Annotated in this window: 17 protein-coding genes; 16 read left to right on the top strand and 1 reads right to left on the bottom strand. The window is 37.1% G+C overall.

What is annotated here, in order from left to right; translation table 11 throughout:
- The first annotated feature begins 7 nt into the window (after positions 1-7).
- From ACGHVY_RS08260 to ACGHVY_RS08235, 6 genes are all read left to right on the top strand, one after another.
- Entirely contained in the window at positions 8-1,213 is a 1,206-nt protein-coding gene (locus ACGHVY_RS08260) for a UDP-N-acetyl glucosamine 2-epimerase (protein ID WP_390598326.1), read from the top strand.
- Between the two features lie 68 nt (positions 1,214-1,281).
- Positions 1,282-2,811: a polysaccharide biosynthesis protein gene (locus ACGHVY_RS08255; protein WP_390598324.1), complete on the top strand. Its 1,530-nt coding sequence runs from the start codon at positions 1,282-1,284 to the stop codon at positions 2,809-2,811.
- The gene (locus tag ACGHVY_RS08250; protein WP_390598322.1) at positions 2,808-3,806 is read left to right on the top strand and encodes a glycosyltransferase family 2 protein; all 999 of its coding nucleotides are present in this window, start codon (positions 2,808-2,810) and stop codon (positions 3,804-3,806) included. Before ACGHVY_RS08255 ends, ACGHVY_RS08250 begins: the two co-directional genes overlap by 4 nt.
- A gap of 37 nt (positions 3,807-3,843) precedes the next feature.
- On the top strand, positions 3,844-4,968 hold the full coding sequence (locus ACGHVY_RS08245; protein ID WP_390598320.1) for a glycosyltransferase family 2 protein: 1,125 nt from the start codon (positions 3,844-3,846) through the stop codon (positions 4,966-4,968).
- A 22-nt stretch (positions 4,969-4,990) separates the two neighbouring features.
- Complete coding sequence (locus tag ACGHVY_RS08240) at positions 4,991-6,208, top strand: Coenzyme F420 hydrogenase/dehydrogenase, beta subunit C-terminal domain (RefSeq protein ID WP_390598318.1); 1,218 nt, start codon at positions 4,991-4,993, stop codon at positions 6,206-6,208.
- Complete coding sequence (locus ACGHVY_RS08235) at positions 6,205-7,332, top strand: polysaccharide pyruvyl transferase family protein (protein WP_390598316.1); 1,128 nt, start codon at positions 6,205-6,207, stop codon at positions 7,330-7,332. Before ACGHVY_RS08240 ends, ACGHVY_RS08235 begins: the two co-directional genes overlap by 4 nt.
- Positions 7,333-7,383: 51 nt before the next feature.
- On the opposite strand, the gene ACGHVY_RS08230 is transcribed toward ACGHVY_RS08235, so the two are convergent.
- The gene (locus tag ACGHVY_RS08230) at positions 7,384-8,547 is read right to left on the bottom strand and encodes an IS4 family transposase (protein ID WP_002561845.1); all 1,164 of its coding nucleotides are present in this window, start codon (positions 8,545-8,547) and stop codon (positions 7,384-7,386) included.
- Between the two features lie 127 nt (positions 8,548-8,674).
- On the opposite strand from ACGHVY_RS08230, the gene ACGHVY_RS08225 reads away from it, so the two are divergent.
- From ACGHVY_RS08225 to ACGHVY_RS08180, 10 genes are all read left to right on the top strand, one after another.
- Complete coding sequence (locus ACGHVY_RS08225; protein ID WP_390598314.1) at positions 8,675-9,706, top strand: EpsG family protein; 1,032 nt, start codon at positions 8,675-8,677, stop codon at positions 9,704-9,706.
- The gene (locus ACGHVY_RS08220; protein WP_390598312.1) at positions 9,706-10,878 is read left to right on the top strand and encodes a glycosyltransferase; all 1,173 of its coding nucleotides are present in this window, start codon (positions 9,706-9,708) and stop codon (positions 10,876-10,878) included. Before ACGHVY_RS08225 ends, ACGHVY_RS08220 begins: the two co-directional genes overlap by 1 nt.
- Positions 10,865-11,449, top strand: a complete 585-nt coding sequence (locus ACGHVY_RS08215; RefSeq protein ID WP_390598310.1) for a serine O-acetyltransferase — start codon at positions 10,865-10,867, stop codon at positions 11,447-11,449. The genes ACGHVY_RS08220 and ACGHVY_RS08215 overlap by 14 nt, the downstream gene beginning before the upstream one ends.
- On the top strand, positions 11,446-12,084 hold the full coding sequence (locus tag ACGHVY_RS08210; RefSeq protein ID WP_390598308.1) for a DUF1919 domain-containing protein: 639 nt from the start codon (positions 11,446-11,448) through the stop codon (positions 12,082-12,084). Before ACGHVY_RS08215 ends, ACGHVY_RS08210 begins: the two co-directional genes overlap by 4 nt.
- Positions 12,081-13,064, top strand: coding sequence for a glycosyltransferase family 2 protein (locus ACGHVY_RS08205; RefSeq protein ID WP_390598307.1), 984 nt, complete (start codon positions 12,081-12,083; stop codon positions 13,062-13,064). The genes ACGHVY_RS08210 and ACGHVY_RS08205 overlap by 4 nt, the downstream gene beginning before the upstream one ends.
- Positions 13,061-14,281 (top strand): glycosyltransferase, encoded by a 1,221-nt coding sequence (locus tag ACGHVY_RS08200; RefSeq protein ID WP_390598305.1) that lies wholly within the window; start codon positions 13,061-13,063, stop codon positions 14,279-14,281. The genes ACGHVY_RS08205 and ACGHVY_RS08200 overlap by 4 nt, the downstream gene beginning before the upstream one ends.
- A 30-nt stretch (positions 14,282-14,311) precedes the next feature.
- A complete protein-coding gene (locus ACGHVY_RS08195) occupies positions 14,312-15,646 on the top strand; it encodes a nucleotide sugar dehydrogenase (RefSeq protein ID WP_390598303.1) in 1,335 nt (444 codons plus the stop codon).
- Between the two features lie 90 nt (positions 15,647-15,736).
- The gene (locus ACGHVY_RS08190) at positions 15,737-16,690 is read left to right on the top strand and encodes a glycosyltransferase family 2 protein (protein ID WP_390598301.1); all 954 of its coding nucleotides are present in this window, start codon (positions 15,737-15,739) and stop codon (positions 16,688-16,690) included.
- Positions 16,687-17,952: a hypothetical protein gene (locus ACGHVY_RS08185; RefSeq protein ID WP_390598299.1), complete on the top strand. Its 1,266-nt coding sequence runs from the start codon at positions 16,687-16,689 to the stop codon at positions 17,950-17,952. The genes ACGHVY_RS08190 and ACGHVY_RS08185 overlap by 4 nt, the downstream gene beginning before the upstream one ends.
- Positions 17,953-17,960: 8 nt before the next feature.
- Complete coding sequence (locus ACGHVY_RS08180; protein ID WP_390598298.1) at positions 17,961-19,082, top strand: glycosyltransferase family 4 protein; 1,122 nt, start codon at positions 17,961-17,963, stop codon at positions 19,080-19,082.
- Positions 19,083-19,102: the final 20 nt, after the last annotated feature.

Raw genomic sequence — 19,102 nt, 5'->3', positions numbered from 1 at the left:
ATACATTATGGCAGATATTAAAACAGATTATAGCGATGTAAAGTTTGCGGATAACGGCAAACTGAAACTTCTTATCATAGTAGGTACAAGACCGGAGATTATTCGTCTTGCGGCAGTTATCACCAAGTGTCGCAAATACTTTGATACAGTTTTGGCGCATACTGGTCAGAACTATGATTACAACCTCAACGGAGTTTTTTTCAAGGATTTGAAATTAGCCGATCCTGAGGTTTATATGGATGCCGTAGGTGACGACTTGGGTTCAACGGTTGGTAATATCATCAACTGCTCCTACAAATTAATGAATGCGATCAAACCTGATGCATTGCTTATATTGGGTGATACCAACTCTTGTTTGAGTGCCATTGCGGCAAAGCGCCTGCACATTCCCATCTTCCACATGGAGGCAGGAAACCGTTGCAAGGATGAATGTCTTCCTGAGGAGACCAACCGACGTATTGTTGATATCATCAGTGATGTGAATCTGGCATACAGCGAGCATGCAAGAAGATACCTTCATGAGTGCGGTCTTCCCAAAGAACGCACCTATGTTACCGGTAGTCCCATGGCTGAGGTATTGCATGCCAATCTTGCCGACATAGAAGCCAGCGATATTCATCAACGTCTCGGTTTGGAGAAGGGCAAATACATCCTGCTCAGTGCCCACCGCGAGGAGAACATAGACACAGAGGAGAATTTCCTTTCACTGTTCAATGCCATCAATGCCATAGCTGAGAAGTATGACATGCCTATCCTTTATAGCTGTCATCCCCGTTCGCGCAACCGTATTGAGAAGAGCGGTTTCCAATTGGATAAACGTGTAATACGTCATGAACCTCTCGGTTTTCATGATTACAACTGCCTTCAAATGAATGCTGCTGCTGTAATCAGTGATTCGGGTACTTTGCCCGAGGAAAGCAGCTTTTTTACCAGTGTGGGGCATCCTTTTCCGGCTGTCTGTATTCGTACCAGTACCGAACGTCCCGAATCGTTGGATAAGGCTGGCTTTATTCTTGCAGGCATTGACGAAAAATCTCTCCTTCAGGCTGTAGACACGGCTATTGCTATGAATGCCGAGGGTGATAACGGGATACCCGTACCTGTATATGTTGAAGATGTTGCCAAGAAGGTGGTGAAGATTATTCAAAGCTACACTGGTGTGGTTAATAAAATGGTGTGGAGGAAGTTCTACCATATCAACATCCCCAAGTAGCAGAAGGCTTGCCTCCTTCTGTTGCTGCAATAATTATTAAATGCTCGGTATTAGTATTAAAATAATATATGCAATATATTTCCCAAAATAACAAGCGAATAGCAAAAAATACATTACTTTTATATATTCGCATGTTTATATCCATGGCGGTGTCGCTTTATACATCTAGGGTCATATTACATACATTGGGTATAGATGATTATGGTATATACAATGTGGTTGGTGGGGTGGTGGCTATGTTCTCTTTCATAAATAGTACTATGTCTGGCGCGACTAGTCGTTTCTTGACTTATGCTCTTGGTAAAGAAAATATTTGTGAACTACGGGACACTTTTTCGTCATCATTTTGGGTTCATACCATTATCGCATTAATCGTTTTTTTATTGAGTGAAACTATAGGATTATGGTTCTTGACATCTAAGATGGTTATAGCTGAGAATCGTATGTTTGCGGCTCATGTTGTTTTTCAATTATCCGTTCTATCGACTCTCATTTCAATAACGCAAGTACCATATAATGCCAGTATCATTGCTCATGAGAAAATGAATGTGTATGCATATGTGGAACTTGTCAATGTGTTTCTCAAACTTGGAACACTATACTTATTGGTGATATTACCATTAGACAAACTTATAATATATGCAATTTTGGTACTTATGGTTGGTGCTGGAATCGCTATGTACTATAGGTATTATTGTATTTGCCATTTCAAGGAGTGTCATGTTCTGAGAAAATACTCTCCTGAAATCGTAAAACCAATGCTGTCATTTTCGGGGTGGGATTTATATGGTAATCTCAGTGTAACAGCTCGTACTCAAGGTGTAGCTATGCTAATCAATATTTTCTTTGGTCCAGCAATGAATGCGGCAGCAGGTATAGCAACGAATGTTCAAGGTGCTGTGGGAGCATTTGCAAATAATATAAATACAGCTGTTCGTCCACAGATCATCAAGTATTATGCTCAAAATCATTATGAAGAGATGTCTGGACTTATTAATAATTCATGTAAGATGAATTATTTATTGATGATGATGATAATTGTACCCATCTTAGGTGAAATTGACTATATTCTTAAATTGTGGTTGGGAGTGGTACCTGAGCAGACATCTTATTTTTGCCTATTTACTATGCTTTTCTGTTTGTTTTCTAATGTATCATATTTAATTGTCGCTGGAATACATGCAACAGGGAAGATTAAACGTCCAAGTCTTATTAATGGAACACTATATCTGCTAGTTATGCCAATTTCATATTTCGCTTTCTCTTTGGGCGGTAATGCATGGATATCGTATGCTTTCAACTTTTGTGCAGTAATACTTGGCATGTTGTCTAATGCATGGACACTGCACATGTATTGTCCAGTTTATAAAGTGAACACATTTGTTTGTGATGTGCTATTGAGATGTTTATTGATATCTGTCTTACCTGTATTAATAATCTACTTGTTGCATGTAAATATTGAGGAAGGTTTCTTTAGGCTTGTTCTAACTGTTCTATCAACACTTATATGTCTTGGTGTAACAGGATGGTATGCATTATTATCAAAAGATATGCGTGTTAGTATTACTATAAAAATTGTGAAAAAGTTTCACTCATGAAAGATAAACTTGTATCAATAATTACACCCTGTTATAACACGGGAGCAATATTACATCGTCTTTTGGATTCTGTTTTGATGCAGGACTATCCCTATGTGGAAATGTTTTGTATAGATGATGGATCGAAAGATAACACTCGATATGTTGTTGAAAGTTACATCTCGAAATTTGGAGAGAAGGGATATAATCTCTCATATATATACCAAGAGAACGCAGGGCAATCTTATGCCATAAATAGGGCTCTGAAACTGGTGACAGGCAAGTATTTGTTATGGCCTGATAGTGATGATTATTACAATTCATCCGCTTTTATCTCAAAACTTGTCACCAAGTTTGAAGAGTTGCCTCAAGATTATGGTTTGGTAAGAAGCGCGCTACAGTTTGTTGATGAAGATACTTTAGAAACATTGTCTACCTCAGGATTGGATGCCCCAGACTATAAGGATTTTGAGTTGTTTGAGGATTGTCTGTTCTCAAGAAATGGATTCTACTTTCCTCCAATTGCATATATGGTTCGTATTGACTACTTGAAAGAGGTAACAGGGTTGGAGATCTTCTGCGCTAAGAATACTGGTCAAAATTGGCAAATCATGCTCCCGATATTAGCTAGATATAAGAGCTATACCATTAAAGAAATATTGTGCAATGTACTTGCACGATCCAATTCTCATTCAAGAGGACAATATGGCGATATCGATGGAATAATTAAGAGATACCACTCTTACGAGGATACTCTAGTTTCGGCTATTAATAGTATAAATGGTCTGGAATCCCGCAAGAAAGAATTCTATATTTCTGAGATTCGCAATCTGCTTGTCACGGATTTGTTCAATGTTATACTTGTGCGTAAATCATCAGAACATATTAGGAGATTGTATAAAAGATTATGTGATTTAGGTAATGCGAAAATTACTCATCATATTATATATATTATAACTTTTATACCTTATGGATTAACCGTTTATTTGAAATTACATAAATTGTTAACAAATTGATCTAATCATTAATACTACGTATTACAATTGATGACTTATGGATAGACCTAAAATATCTGTTATCATACCTGTTTATAATAGAGAAAATACTATAACTGCATGTGTCAGTAGCATTATTCAATCAGAATATAAAAATCTTGAGATTATTATTGTTGATGATGGTAGTGTTGATAACAGCTTAAAAATCTGCGAAGAATTGGCATCTAAAGATTCCCGCATAAGTGTTATTCCCCAGAATAATGCTGGAGTTAGCGCAGCTCGTAATAATGGTCTTGGTAATGCAACTGGTGACTGGGTTACTTTTGTAGATAGTGATGACGGTATACATCCTTCATGTTATAGTACACTGTATGATGGAGGGTATCTCGAAGCTTATGATTTATTGATGTTTGGTAGAGGCTTTTCACGATTCAGAGATGGCAAAGTGTTATTAAAGCATTATCCTGATGGGGATAAGGTTGATTTAGAAAGTCGCGACAAGATAATAGACTATCTTTTTAATAGGTTCGACCCTTATAGTCATGATTTTTTCTTTGTACATGATAAATTATTTCGAAAATCAATATTGGACGAACACAAAATTATGTTTCAGGAGGATGTAACTTTAGGCGAAGATCAGATTTTTGTCTTAGACTACCTTCATCATGTTAATCGATTTTATTACACAGGGGCTGCATATGCTTTAAATTTTATATGGACAAAATATGAAAAACAAATAGGCTTAGGAGGGGCACTTAGAAAACCTGAGTATTTTATCTTTATACAAAAAAGGAATTACGAAGCCTTTGAACGTCTCCTTGCTATATGCAATAACGAAGGTTTAAAGAAATATGAGGTTAACTATATTATCGATAGACCAATAACAAGAGTATTGTATCGATATTTGCTTCTTTCAAATATGAGTAAATATCCATATAAATCATTGAAGAATTTTACACAAAATTCCATAATGCCATTATTTAATCTAGAGTTGACTAATCTGTCAATGGTACGAGACTCTAAGACTAAAAAATATGTTATGGACTTGTTTGAAAAACCCTTTTGGAAAACGTATATTACAATAGCTATAGAGCAAAATACGTTGTACTATATAGGTATGTTGAAAAGATTCGTAAAGATGCCATTAAGAAAGATTAAACGTATATTGACTGACATTTTATAAGTTTTTTGAATCTCCCCTAAAAATGATCAACATAATAGACAAACATAATTGTTGCGGTTGTGCTGCATGTATGCAGTCTTGCCCCAAGCAATGCATCTCATTTGAAGAAGATGGGCAAGGTTTCCGATATCCTGTGGTAGACAAAGAACAATGTATTGATTGTGGTCTTTGCGAGAAAGTATGCCTTGTGCTCAATCCAAACGAACCTCGAATACCACTTAAAGTATTTGCTGCAATCAATCCGAATGAAGAGATTCGATTGAAAAGTTCCTCCGGTGGCGTTTTTACCTTATTAGCAGAGACTGTCATTGCAGAGGGGGGGTGTGTATTTGGAGCTCGCTTTGATGAGAATTTGGATGTGGTTCATGATTATGTTGAAACTATAAAGGGTTTGGATGCTTTTCGTGGCTCTAAGTATGTTCAGAGCAGAATAGGGGAAACCTACAGGCGGACTCTTGAATTCCTTAAGCAGGGAAGAAAAGTGTTGTACACAGGTACCTCTTGCCAGATTGCTGGTCTCATGAAGTGTCTTCGCAAGGATTATGATAATTTAATTACCGTTGATGTGGTTTGCCATGGCGTTCCAAGCCCTGGAGTTTGGCGTAAATATTTGGAAGAAATAAAATCCGAGCGAAGCGGCTGGAAAAAATCGGTTTTGTCTTCTTCTTTAAAGATTATGCCTACGATAACAGACATAAATTTTAGAGAAAAGCAACTTGGTGGTTATAGTTGGAAAAAATTTGGTTTTGTTGTTTACAAGTCACCCTCTAAGAACTACCAAAATTCAATTTTGTTGTCCACTATATACAATCAGGATCTCTATATGAAATTCTTCCTGAACAATTTATCGCTTCGCCCTTCTTGCTATAAGTGTCCTGCAAAATCTGGAAAATCATGTGCAGACATTACCTTAGCTGACTTTTGGGGCTATGATTTGAAGTATAGTAGATGGCTGGATGATAAAGGGGTTTCTCTTGTATTGGGATATTCGTCAAAGGGATGTGCTTTGTTGGAGATGTTACCCGACATTGAAGAAACAGACTATGAATACGCTTTGAAGTATAATCCCCCCATCGAACATTGTGTCTCTGAAACGGAATATGTTAGTGTGTTTTGGAAAAAATATGCAGAAGGTGGCATAAGAGCGGCAAGCAAGGTTAACAAGCACTTTGAGGTTAGTTTTAACCACCGACTTATAGAGTGGTTAAAGAGAAATATTGTTAAAAGAATAGTAAAATGAAGATAGGAATATTAACGCAAGCGCTCCTTTATAATTACGGATGTTTGTTGCAGAATTATGCTCTACAGACTATTTTAAAAAGAAATGGACATGAGGTTGAGACCTTAGATTGGGATCCTCTGTCCAGGAATAACGCTTTCCAAAGACTTAATGAACTTATTAGAAACTATTTTCTGTATAGTATTGGGCGGATTAAACGAACCATATTGCAACAACAAAAAGAAAATGCAAAACAGGGCATTAGGCTGGTAGAATTTATAAATAAATATATTTCCCGCACTCAACCCCTAAAGTCAGCAAAAGCGTTTTCTTATTATCATATTCAGCACCCAAAAGAAGCCTATATAGTAGGTAGTGATCAAACATGGAGACCTGCATATAACCCTTTGTTAGAACAAATGTTTCTACAGTTTACAAAAAACGATACGGTAAAACGCATTGCATATGCTACATCATTCGGAGTTGACTTTTGGGAATATGATGAAAAGCAAACAACAGTATGCTCTAAACTTGCCAAAAAATTCGACTTGATAACGGTTCGTGAAAGTTCTGGAATCTCGTTGTGTAAGGAATATTTAGGTGTAGAAGCTACCCACGTGTTGGATCCAACTATGCTTTTACAGAGAGAAGATTATATTAGATTGGTTGAGAATGAACATGAAGTAAAAAGTGAAGGGAACTTGTTTTATTATGTATTCAATAAAACTCCAGAGGTTTTGTCGGTTATAAACGGGATGGCTCAAAGGGAAGACTTAACACCCTTTACTGTCAACCAAGAGGACAATGAGGGGAATGATTCGTTCAATACAAAGAAACCTTTCTCATCAGTAACTAAATGGTTAAGAGGGTTTATGGACGCAAAGTTGGTTATTATCGATTCCTTTCATGGTATGGTGTTCAGTATTATTTTCAATAAGGACTTTTGGGTTATTGGCAATCCGGGTCGCGGAATGGCAAGGTTCGAATCTCTATTATCTGTTTTACAGCTTGAGCATAGGTTAATTTCCATATCACAACTATCTGATATCCAAATAGATGATAAGATAGATTGGGAGAATACAAATATTCTTTTAGAGAAGGAACGTCAACGATGTATTGAATTATTGAATAATTATTTAAGGTGAAAATATATATGATATCACTAGTGTCCCGTTAAAATCGGGACGAGTTATTAATTAATCAAATAATCCCGGAATAAGGGGATTAAATTGTTCTTTGACATCATTGAAATTAGTCTTATTAAACAGCTCTTGTAAAGGCGTTTTATCTGTTAATGAGATGCTAAGAATCTGCAAGACCTCATAAGTTGAACGATTCAGTTGCATATCATATTGGACAATAGCTACTAAACAATAGGTGATGATAGCAACACTAATCTGTATTCGAACCGCATTCTCGGTAGTACCCCAGAACCTTTTTATCTTAAGGTGTTGTTTCAGCCATTTGAAGAAAAGTTCCACGAACCATCTTTTCTTATAAAGATTGGCAACATCAAGTGCAGATATGTGTTTGGCATTCGTCAGGAATGTGAATTCACGATCATCCTCTTCATCATAGAAACGGATGACTCTGAATGATTCAGGATACTTCTTTTCAGAAGTGTACCCTATCAGTTTCACTTCCGCATCTGAAAGGATATTCTTCGGCATTCTACGCTTCCATTTACAGAACTTGCATTTCAGATTAGACTTCGCTCTGACTACAAAGAAAGAACCTGTAAGATGAATCCGATAAAGTTCTTTAAACGAGTCATACGCTCTGTCAAATATATAATAAGCATTTGGCTCATAATTAATTGCGGACATTTCTGTTGAATCATGCCTGGATGCTGTAGTTACTGTATAAAAGGCTGGAAGTTGTGCTTCTATGTCATAAAGGACATGAGCCTTAACTCCACCTTTTTTCTTACGGAACTTCGCCCAAGGGAATGTAGCCAAACATAAAGGAATCGTAGTGGAATCAAACGCATACTTCCTTCCTGGAATATCCAAGATGTGAGTCGATCGTTTTTCACATGCTTCCTTCATCATATAGAAAGCAAAATCTTCGAAGATTCTGTAATCCCGATTCTGATTGGCAGATGCAAGCGTAGTTTTGGCAATGGGCTCACGACCCAATCCCAAATGATAACGCTTTCCTTGATGTGCTTCCAAAGCTACAATCAAGTCACGAAGACTTTCACGATTACTGAGTTGACCGAACATCATTGCAAGTAACTGACTCCAGCAAGTGAAATGTTTCACATAACGATTGCCATCATACTTGTCTACAAGTCTTCTGAACTTATCATTGTTCAAGAATTCTACTAACTGAGCGAAAACATATTTATCTTGGTTCATTTGAGGTCACCTTAATTGACCTCAAAGGTATGATTTCAAATCGTCGCGCCTAAAAAGTAGTATCTAATAGACTATATTTCAATTATTTCAAAGAACTATTTATCCACTTTTACGGGACAGTAATGATATGATATATTACTTGTTATTACTTTGGCTGTTAATTTTAGTCTTTATTGAACAGCGGTACTCGAATCAGCGGTCTGGTAATAAACTATTGTTTGCAGGAACATTACCTATATTCTTGATACTTGCCTTGCGATCGGAAACTGTAGGGACTGACACAATGCCGTATTTACATATGTTTGAAATGGTAGATTTGGAAAACTATACTTCTTATTTTGATGACACGTTGGATTATGAACATGGTTTCTATCTATTGCAGATTATAATAAAGTTATTTACAAATGATTCACGTTACTTAATCTATGCGACTTCTTTATTTACATGCGTATCAATGTTCTATTTTATAGCAAGAAATGCTACAAATAAAGTAGTATTATTGTATTTTTTTACTACAATGGGATTCTTCCAATTTTCCCTTTCTGGAATGAGACAGACTATTGCGATTTGCATAACAATGTTTGCATATGAATTTGTAAAAAAAAAGAAAACATTGTACTTCTTGTTATTGATCGTGTTAGCTGCACAATTCCATAAATCAGTGGTATTGGCTATACCGTTATATATTATTGGAAATATGAATATGACACCGAAGAAAGCTGGGGTGTTATTTATGGGGCTATTGGTAATTGTACTTCTTGGAGATAAGATGCTTCTTTGGGCTGCAGATGTAATGGAATATGATAAGTATACGAATATTGAAAAAGCAGATAATGGATACATATTTTTTAGTATTGTAGCGATTATTACATATTATGCATATAAATACCGTGACGAAATACAAAAACAAAAAGAAACGAATGTTGGTAGTGTAAATATCTCATTTATGTCATTATCAGTATGGACTGCGCGTCTGATTAGCCGAACTGCGGAACGTGTCTCCTTTTATTTCATGCCTCACACTTATTTGGTACTGGAGGAATTATTGACTCAAAATACGAGAAATAAGAGTATTGTTTTGATTATAGTTTTGTCAATGATGGGATATATATTTATCCATAGACTTGACGACAGTTTCAACTATGAATTTTTTTTCTAATGAAAATCGTATTCGCTTCAAATTATCTAAATCATCACGAGAGATTTCTTTGTGATGCTTTATATGAAAATCCAAGAATTGATTTTGTTTTTATACAAACCAAACCGATAGAGCAGGGACGAATAAATATGGGGTGGCAGGATATGTCAGATGTTCCTTATTGCATATGTTCATATGAAAGTCCTGATGACTATGTAAGAGCCATGGATTCATGTAACAATGCAGATGCTTTGATTCTTGGTGCTGCACCGAATGAGTTTATTGCAGAACGTGTAAAAAAGGATAAATTAACTTTCTTCTATGCCGAACGGTTGTTCCGTAACGGTGTATGGCATATGTTGAATCCTTTAACTTTCATAACGGTATTGAAGCGATTCATAATTCCTGGTCACAAAAGCAATTTTTATTTGCTTGCGGCAAGCGGATTTACAGCTATAGATACGCAAAAAATTACAGCTTTCAAAGGTCGTAGGTTCAAATGGGGGCATTTTATTGAGGTCGCTTATCCAGAGGGCAGAAAAACAAAGGTTGATGATGGCAAGATCCATTTGCTATGGGCTGGTCGTTTCTTAAAATTGAAACACCCTGATTATCCTATCCGTATTGCTAAGACATTGAAAGAACGTGATGTTGACTTCGTTTTGGATATTATTGGTTCAGGAGAGCAAGAAACCGCCATGAAGAGTCTTATAAAAGACTATAATATTGAGGATAATGTTATTATACATGGTATTATGAAACCAACAGAGGTTCGCACCTTTATGGAGCATGCAGACATCTATCTGTTTACATCTGACTTCAATGAGGGATGGGGGGCAGTTCTTGGTGAATCGATGGCCTCTGGTTGTGCCGTTGTTACAAGTCATGGTATAGGGGCGACTCCTTTCCTTGCTAAGCATAACGAAAATGGATTGATTTACGAGACTGGGAATTATGGTTCATTTGAGCGAAATGTGCTGAAACTGATAGAGTCAAAAGAACTTCGTAAACGACTTTCAAAGAATGCGATTGATACCATGTTAAATCTTTGGAATCCAAAGAATGGCGCACAACGATTTTATGAGTTGTGTAAAGCAATCATAGAGACAGGCAAACCGATATATTACCCCGATGGTCCTATTAGTAAAGCAGAAATTATAAACAATAATTGGTTTAAAGATGATACAAAGTAAAGAAGATTATCTATACTACTTGGAGTGTGATAAGGTTGCGCTTAGAAAAACGACTAAAAGACCAAGATATTTGCATGATATTATTTGGACATTTGAGCGGCTTCTCCGCAAATGTGAGTATTACGAGAATTGTCGTCATGACCTTATAGGTCGCCTTTATGGCAAGTATCTCAAATACAAGTATGTAAAATTGAGTCATAAATTAGGCTTTTCTATCGCGTTCAATGTAATCGGTCCCGGACTTTGCATAGAGCATTACGGAATGGTGATAATTGGAGGACAATGTGGAAAGAACTTTCGAGTAATTGGTGGCACAGTCGTTGGGTTTACAGGAGATAATATGAAGCCAATGGTTGGCGATAATGTATTCCTTGGTTTTGGAACGGCTGTAATTGGAAATGTCCATATTGCAGATGGTGTTGCCGTTGGAGCCAATTCAGTTGTGTGCAAAGATATTCCTACTCCCAATGTAAGTGTTGGGGGGATACCTGCAAAGATTCTCTCTCAAAAAGGATCTGAAGCATACCTTGTAAAAGCAACAGATATAGTTGATAAATATTGGAAAAGATGAATAAATTGAAACAGCTATTAAAGCCATATTATCATGTATTGGTACGTTTCTTTAAATGGAAAAGACGTATTGGCTTGAAATGTGATGATTTCAGCATTATCAGCAACAATTGCACAGGGGGGTATGTCTATCAGTATTATGGTATTGCTTATAAAACACCAACAGAAGGTGTTTATTTTACTACAGATGATTATTTAAAGTTGATATCGCGACCTGAGTACTACTTTAAACATAGTGTTGAATTGATAGAACCTTCCCAATCGTCAATTTATAATTCATATAAACCATTTTCTTTCCCTGTTGGTAGAATTGATGATATTGAGGTCTATTTTATGCATTATTCAACACCCAAAGAGGCGTTATCAAAATGGTATAGACGTAGCAGTAGAATAAATTACTCGAAACTTTTCTGCCTGCTAACAGAAAATGATTTTTTTAGAAAAGATCAAATAGAAAGATTTTATAATATATTTGAGGTGAATAACTTAAAGGGGGAGTTTCTAACTAATCATGACTACTCGGGAACAAAGGCAAAGTTTATACCTAATGTTCCTGAAAGTGGTGGTAATGTAGCTTGGAGACCAAATATAATTGTATCCTGTCTTAATTGGAAATTTATAGTTAATAACTTATGAGTAGACCATTGATTAGCATAATTGTAGCTATATATAAGGTTGAACAGTATCTTCCTAAATGTATAGAAAGTATATTGGCTCAAACTTACGACAATTTTGAACTTCTTCTTGTTAATGATGGATCTCCCGACCAATCTTTGGAAATATGTAATAAATATGCTCAAAAGGATAATCGCATAAAAGTATTATCAAAAGAAAATGGTGGTCAGGCTTCCGCACGAAATTACGCATTTGAGTATGTACAAGGTGAATATATTGGTTATATTGATGGTGATGATTGGATAGAACCAGAAATGTACAAAACTCTTTATGACACAATGATTCGTGAGAGTGCAGACATCGTCCAATGTGGTTGGTGGAAGGTTGAACCCACTGGAGAGCAATCATGTTCTTATCCTGATGTTTTTAAAGAAATATATACAAAGAAGGAGGCGTTAGCAGAACTGACAGTGGGTACAGGAAAGCATATCAATACGAGTGTTTGCTGCAAGCTATTCAAGCGTGAAATTGTAAGTGATGTTAAGTTTAGGGAGGTTCGAGCGTACGAGGATGATGAATTTATTTACAACACGGTATCAAAAAGTACTAAAATTGTGTGCATCAATAATCCGTTGTATTTTTATTTGAACAGGGAAAATAGTACAATGACAGCTTCTTTTAACGTTAACAAACTTGCTTTATTGCCAATTCAGGATGGTATCTCTCAAATATTGATGGTTCATCTTCCTGAATATTATAATATAGCACGCAAAAATCTTTGCTCCAAGCAGTTCTTCGTCTTGTTTCAGCTAAAAAAATATTCTGAAATGAAAAAGGCTTCTGAGCATTTCAATAGGATAAAAGGGGAGATTTTTATCAATTACGAAGAGTATATGAAAAATCCAACCATGGGAGCGAATAAGTATATGCTTTTTATAATGAAATACTTACCACAGTTTGTTTGGATGAATGTTCTGAAGATAAAATTTAGGAATCAATGAAAGTATTACAAATAAATGCAGTATTTGCCAACTCTAGTACAGGACGCACGACCCGTGAGATGCATGAATTTTTTCAGAGTCATGGCATTGAATCGTATGTGGCTGCTCCTGATTTGGCAGATCTGACTGAAAATTGTTATCATATAGGAAACAAGGTCGACTACAAGTTTCATGCGTTGTTTTCGAGAATATGGGGGAAACAGGGATATTTTTCACATTGCGCAACAAAAGGATTGTTGAAATATATGGATGTAATCCAGCCAGATGTGGTTATTCTTCGTAATCTTCATGGCAATTATGTCAATCTCCCAATGCTACTCAAGTATCTTGCCAAACATGATATTGCAACAATACTCGTTCTGCATGATTGTTGGTTTTACACGGGTAATTGTGTGTATTATATAGCTCCCGGATGTAGTAAATGGAAGGAACAGTGTGGTCATTGTCCTGTTCTGAAGACAGATTTACATAGTTGGTTCTTCGATCAGACTACAACAATGCTTAAGGAGAAAAAAGAGCTCTTTGGCACCATAAAGAAACTTGCTGCAATTGGTGTTTCTCAATGGGTGGCAAATGATGCTAAGCAGTCTATTCTTGGCAAAGCATTCGATATTCAGTGCATATATAATTGGATCGATTTGAAGACATTCTGTCCAAAGGATAAAACGCCAATACGGAAGAAATATGGATTCTCTGCCGAGGATTTTATTGTTTTGGGTGTTTCACAGGCTTGGTCGTTAGCAAAGGGCATTAACTTTTTTCATTTGCTTAGTGACATTCTTCCCAACGATATGCGGTTGGTTTTGGTAGGTGACAGTTCGTCTGTATTGCACAAGAGAGGAAACATTTCATATCTACCTCCAACGGTAAATGTGGCTGAACTCGCGGAACTGTATGCGATGGCTGATGTTTTTGTGAACCCTACACTTCAGGAAACCTTTGGTAAAACAACAGCAGAAGCTTTGTCTTCAGGTGTCCCCGTTGTAGCATACGATGGCACTGCAACACCCGAGTTGATTGGTCGGGACGAGAAATGTGGATACCTTATACCATCACTTGCTCCTGAACTTTATTCCCAAAAGATCGCAGAGATTCGTCAAGTTGGATGTGAGGTATATCGTGATAATTGTCGCTCACGTTCCGAGTCAATGTTCTCCATGGAAAAAAATATGATGATGTACATCGACTTGATGAATCGTATGATAAGCAATAAATAATGATTTATATAAAAATAAATATCAACAACAATGAGAACCTTCAATGAAATTCAGATCGCAGTAGCTGGCACAGGCTACGTTGGCCTTTCAATAGCAACTTTGCTTGCACAGCATCATAAAGTAACAGCTGTTGATGTTATTCCCGAAAAAGTGGAGAAAATCAACAACCGCATTTCTCCTATTCAGGATGAGTACATTGAAAAATACTTTGCAGAGAAGGAACTGAACCTTACTGCAACTTTGGATGGTGCAAGTGCCTACAAGGATGCAGATATCGTTGTGATTGCCGCTCCTACAAACTATGACCCTCAGAAGAACTTCTTCGACACACATCACATTGAGGATGTGATAAACTTAGTTCTTGATGTGAATCCAGAGACTCTGATGGTAATTAAGTCTACTATTCCAGTTGGGTACACACGCAGCTTATATGTTAAGTATGCTCAGAAGTTTGCAGCTAAAGGTACAGATTTCAAGTTCCGTTTGTTGTTCTCTCCGGAGTTTCTGCGTGAGAGTAAGGCTCTCTACGACAATTTGTACCCTTCTCGCATTATTGTAGGTTATCCCAAGATTATCAAGAATTCGGAATTTGAGGAAGAGAACGAAGCAATCATCCAAATTGCTGGTGACCATATGGAGGAGGATGCCAAGACATTTGCTACATTGCTACAAGAGGGCGCAATCAAAGAGAATATTGATACTCTATTTATGGGTATGAAAGAGGCTGAAGCTGTAAAACTGTTCGCCAATACATACCTTGCTCTTCGTGTTTCATATTTCAATGAACTCGACACATACGCTGAGGTCAAGGGATTGGATGCACGGGCTATTATCCAAGGTGTTGGTCTTGATCCTCGTATCGGTACTCACTATAATAATCCTTCATTTGGATATGGTGGCTATTGTCTGCCAAAGGACACTAAGCAGCTGCTCGCAAACTATAACGAAGTGCCTCAAAACATGATGACTGCTATTGTTGAGAGCAACTGCACTCGTAAGGACTTCATTGCTGATCAGGTCCTCAAGATGGCTGGCTGGTATGGCTATTCTGGCAAGAATGAGTTTGAGGATGGAATGGAGGAATGTACCATCGGTGTTTTCCGTCTGACCATGAAGTCGAATTCTGACAACTTCCGCCAGAGCTCAATCCAAGGCGTGATGAAGCGTATCAAGGGCAAGGGTGCTAATATTGTGATTTACGAGCCTGCACTTGAGGATGGAACGACTTTCTTTGGTAGTATGGTGGTCAATGACCTTGCAAAGTTCAAGCAGGTGAGTCAGGCTATCATCGCAAACCGCTATGACTGCTGTCTTGATGATGTAATTGAAAAGGTTTATACAAGAGATATTTTTAAAAGAGATTAAGCATAACTTCAAAAATCAAACACATAAGTGGGTAATGTAATGAAATGTTGTAGTCTAAAATTTTAATTGCTTTTTGACAGTAGGGTATATATGAAAATTTCAATAATAATCCCAATTTACAAGGTGGAAGCTTATCTACACCAGTGTGTGGATAGCGTTCTTGAGCAGTCGTATAGGGATATTGAAGTGATACTAGTAGATGACGGGAGTCCCGATGAGTGTCCTGGCATTTGTGATGAATATGCAAAAAGTGATGCGCGTGTAAAGGTTATACATAAGATTAATGGTGGTTTGAGTGATGCGCGTAACTATGGTATTGAGGCGGCATCAGGAGATTATCTAATGTTTTTGGATAGTGATGACTGGTGGAATCAATCATTTGCACTGAATCAGGTGGTTGATGCTATTGACAAAACAGGTTGCGATGTGCTGGTTTACCGTCTTTGCAAGTATTACCAAAATATTGATAAGTATGCCAATGTACGACCTACAGGCGTTGGGCTTGATACTTCAATGGAGGTAATGATGAGGAAGAACCTCTTTGTGGCTTCAGCATGTGACAAAGTAGTAAGGAGAAGCTTTTTAAATAGATTTGACCTGCGTTTTGTTAAAGGTCAGTTGAGTGAAGATATTCAGTGGTGCTTGTCCTTATTACAATTTAGTTCAAAGATTGCTTTTATTGATCTGCCGTTTTATATTTATAGGCAACAAAATACATTGTCAATATCCAACAATGTCAGTCGCAAACACCTGATTGATATGAAAAATGTTATTGAAAAGTATGCGAGAATGAAAGCAAGTCCTCTCCCCAACAATATTTACTTGAATCATTTTTTGGCAAATCAATATGTTCTTTGGCTAACAAACACTTCACGTTCAAAAGAACGTGATATTGATGATCTTATTAAAGACATGAAGCAATTCTGGTCTTTAATACAGTATAGTTGGTATCCTTATGTGCACATTGTAAATAAATGTAGTATCCTTGGATATACAGCAGTAAGAAAGCTGTTAGGCTTTTATGTAAAATATAGACATAAATGAGAATACTAATAATTTCAAAAGAGGCATGGAGAGACGAACAGAATGGTGGTAATGTGCTCTCTAATATCTTTCAGGGCTTCGATGCTGAATTTGCTCAGATATTTTGTAACGAACAGTTACCCAACAATAAGTTGTGTAAAAAATACTATCAGATAACCGATAAGATGATGGTAAACAGTATATTGGGGAAGGGATTGGCTGGTATGACATTAAAATATGACGACTATCCTGTTTTTACCGTAGCCGAGCGACAAAGCTACGGTGGAGTGCGTTGGGCGGGTGGCTATCTAAGATTGGCAAGGGAAGTTGCATGGGCTTTGGGACGATGGAACGAAGGGGAAATAAAGGATTTTGTCACCTGCTTTAATCCTGATATCATATTTGCCCCTTGTTATGGCAATCACTATATGCACAAAATGCTCAGATTGGTAAAGAAGACAGCAGATGTTTCTGTGGTATCATACATCTCTGATGACTTTTATGGGAATAATCAGTTGAACTTTTCACCGTTGTTTTGGATTAATCATTTTGCACTTAGAAGAAATACCCGAAGCATTTTCAAGTTGTATAGTTTGGTTTACACGATGACGCAAGAGCAAAAGGAACAATGCGAACGTGACTTTGGTGCTAACATGAAGATATTGTGCAAATGCGGAGAGTTTTTGCCTAAATATGAAAAGAAGTTTGTTGGCGATCCAATTCGTTTTATATATGGTGGTGGTATTTATATCAATCGTTGGAAGACCCTAAAAGTGTTGTCTGATGCAATTCGTAAGGTAAATGCTGAAGGTGCTAACTTCCGTCTTGATATCTATACCAATACAGAACTTACAGAATCACAACGGGCAGCCCTGAACGACGGGAAGTCGGCTTTTATGCACGATCCTGTATCGATGTCCCAACTTATGGATATTTACCATAATAGCGACATTGCATTGCATGTTGAAGGCTTTGATTCAAAGAGCAAGCGTATAGTCCGATTGTCTTTCTCAACCAAGATTGTGGATTGTTTGGACAGTGGTTGTGCTGTGATGGCTATCTGTGATGACAAACAGGCAGGTGGTTCATATCTAAGACGCAATGAGTGTGCAATATGTGTACATGATCTAAAGACAATGGAACAGGTGTTGCGTGATATATGGTCTGATAAAAACAATCTTATACAGATGCAACACAAGGCTTTTGAGGTGGGCAGAAAGAATCATTTGCTGGAGACTGTTTCACAAGGTATCAGAAATGATTTTTGGAGTTTAATAAAATAACATTTAATATGAGAATACTTCATGTTGTAAATATTTATTTTACGCTATCATATTTTGGCGATCAATTTGACCATTTTCAGAAAAAAGGTTATAAAGAGTTCTTGGTGTGTAGTCCCAGCGAATATCTGCCGGAGTATGCAAAGCAGCATGGCATAGAATATTTGGAAGTACCTATCAATAGAAAAATATCACTGGTTGATGATATCAAGGCTATCAAGGCTGTCTATCACTATATAAAGAAGAATAATATTGATATTGTGGTTGGTCATACGCCAAAGGGGGCATTAGTCGGTATTGTAGCTTCTTTCCTAGCGAGAGTCCCAAAGAGACTTTTCTTTCGTCATGGTCTTGTTTATGAAACAAGTAAAGGGGTTGTCCGTTGGTGTATAATGGCAGCCGATAGACTGACATCTTTTTGCGCAACAAAAATAATATGTGTCAGTCCATCTGTTCTGCAAGGTAGTATTAAAGACCGTCTTGCTCCTGCATATAAGCAAGGTGTTTTGAATAAGGGTACTTGCAATGGTGTAGATACACACTTTCATTTTAATCCTAAGAATGTGGATAATACAAAGGTCGCTGAACTTTGGGTTAAATATGGTATAGAAGAGGATGATTTCGTTGTAGGTTTCACTGGCAGGCTGGTTCGTGACAAGGGGATCATTGAGTTGGTTGAAGCCTTTATAAAACTTAAAAAGAATCATAAAATGAAGTTGCTGCTTGTCGGAATGTTTGAGGAGCGTGATGCTATTCCGGAATCGTTGAAACAAAACATTATGAATGATCCAGACATCATTTTCACCGGTTTTGTAAATGGTGGTATGGAACTCTATTATTCATTGATTGATGCTTATGTTTTGGCTTCATACCGTGAGGGGTTCCCAACAGGTGTACTGGAGGCTCAGTCAATGTCTATACCGGTGCTGACCACAAGAGCTACAGGTTGTAGGGATTCAATTGTTGATGGCGTGACTGGATTCTTTGTGTCACATGATTCGGATGATATAGCTGAAAAACTGTTGATGCTGATGAAATATGGAAAATCGATAGGCCGGAACGGACGCAGATGGGTTTTGGAAAATTTTGATAGCCATGTGATTTGGGACGAGATTGAGAAACTATATAATTAAAGATTTTAGCGACAATACAA

This window comes from Bacteroides sp. f07, from assembly GCF_042854785.1.
Taxonomy (GTDB): Bacteria; Bacteroidota; Bacteroidia; order Bacteroidales; family Bacteroidaceae; genus Bacteroides.
Note: the sequence above shows the minus strand (reverse complement) of the source record. Positions and strands in the feature narration are given on the sequence as shown.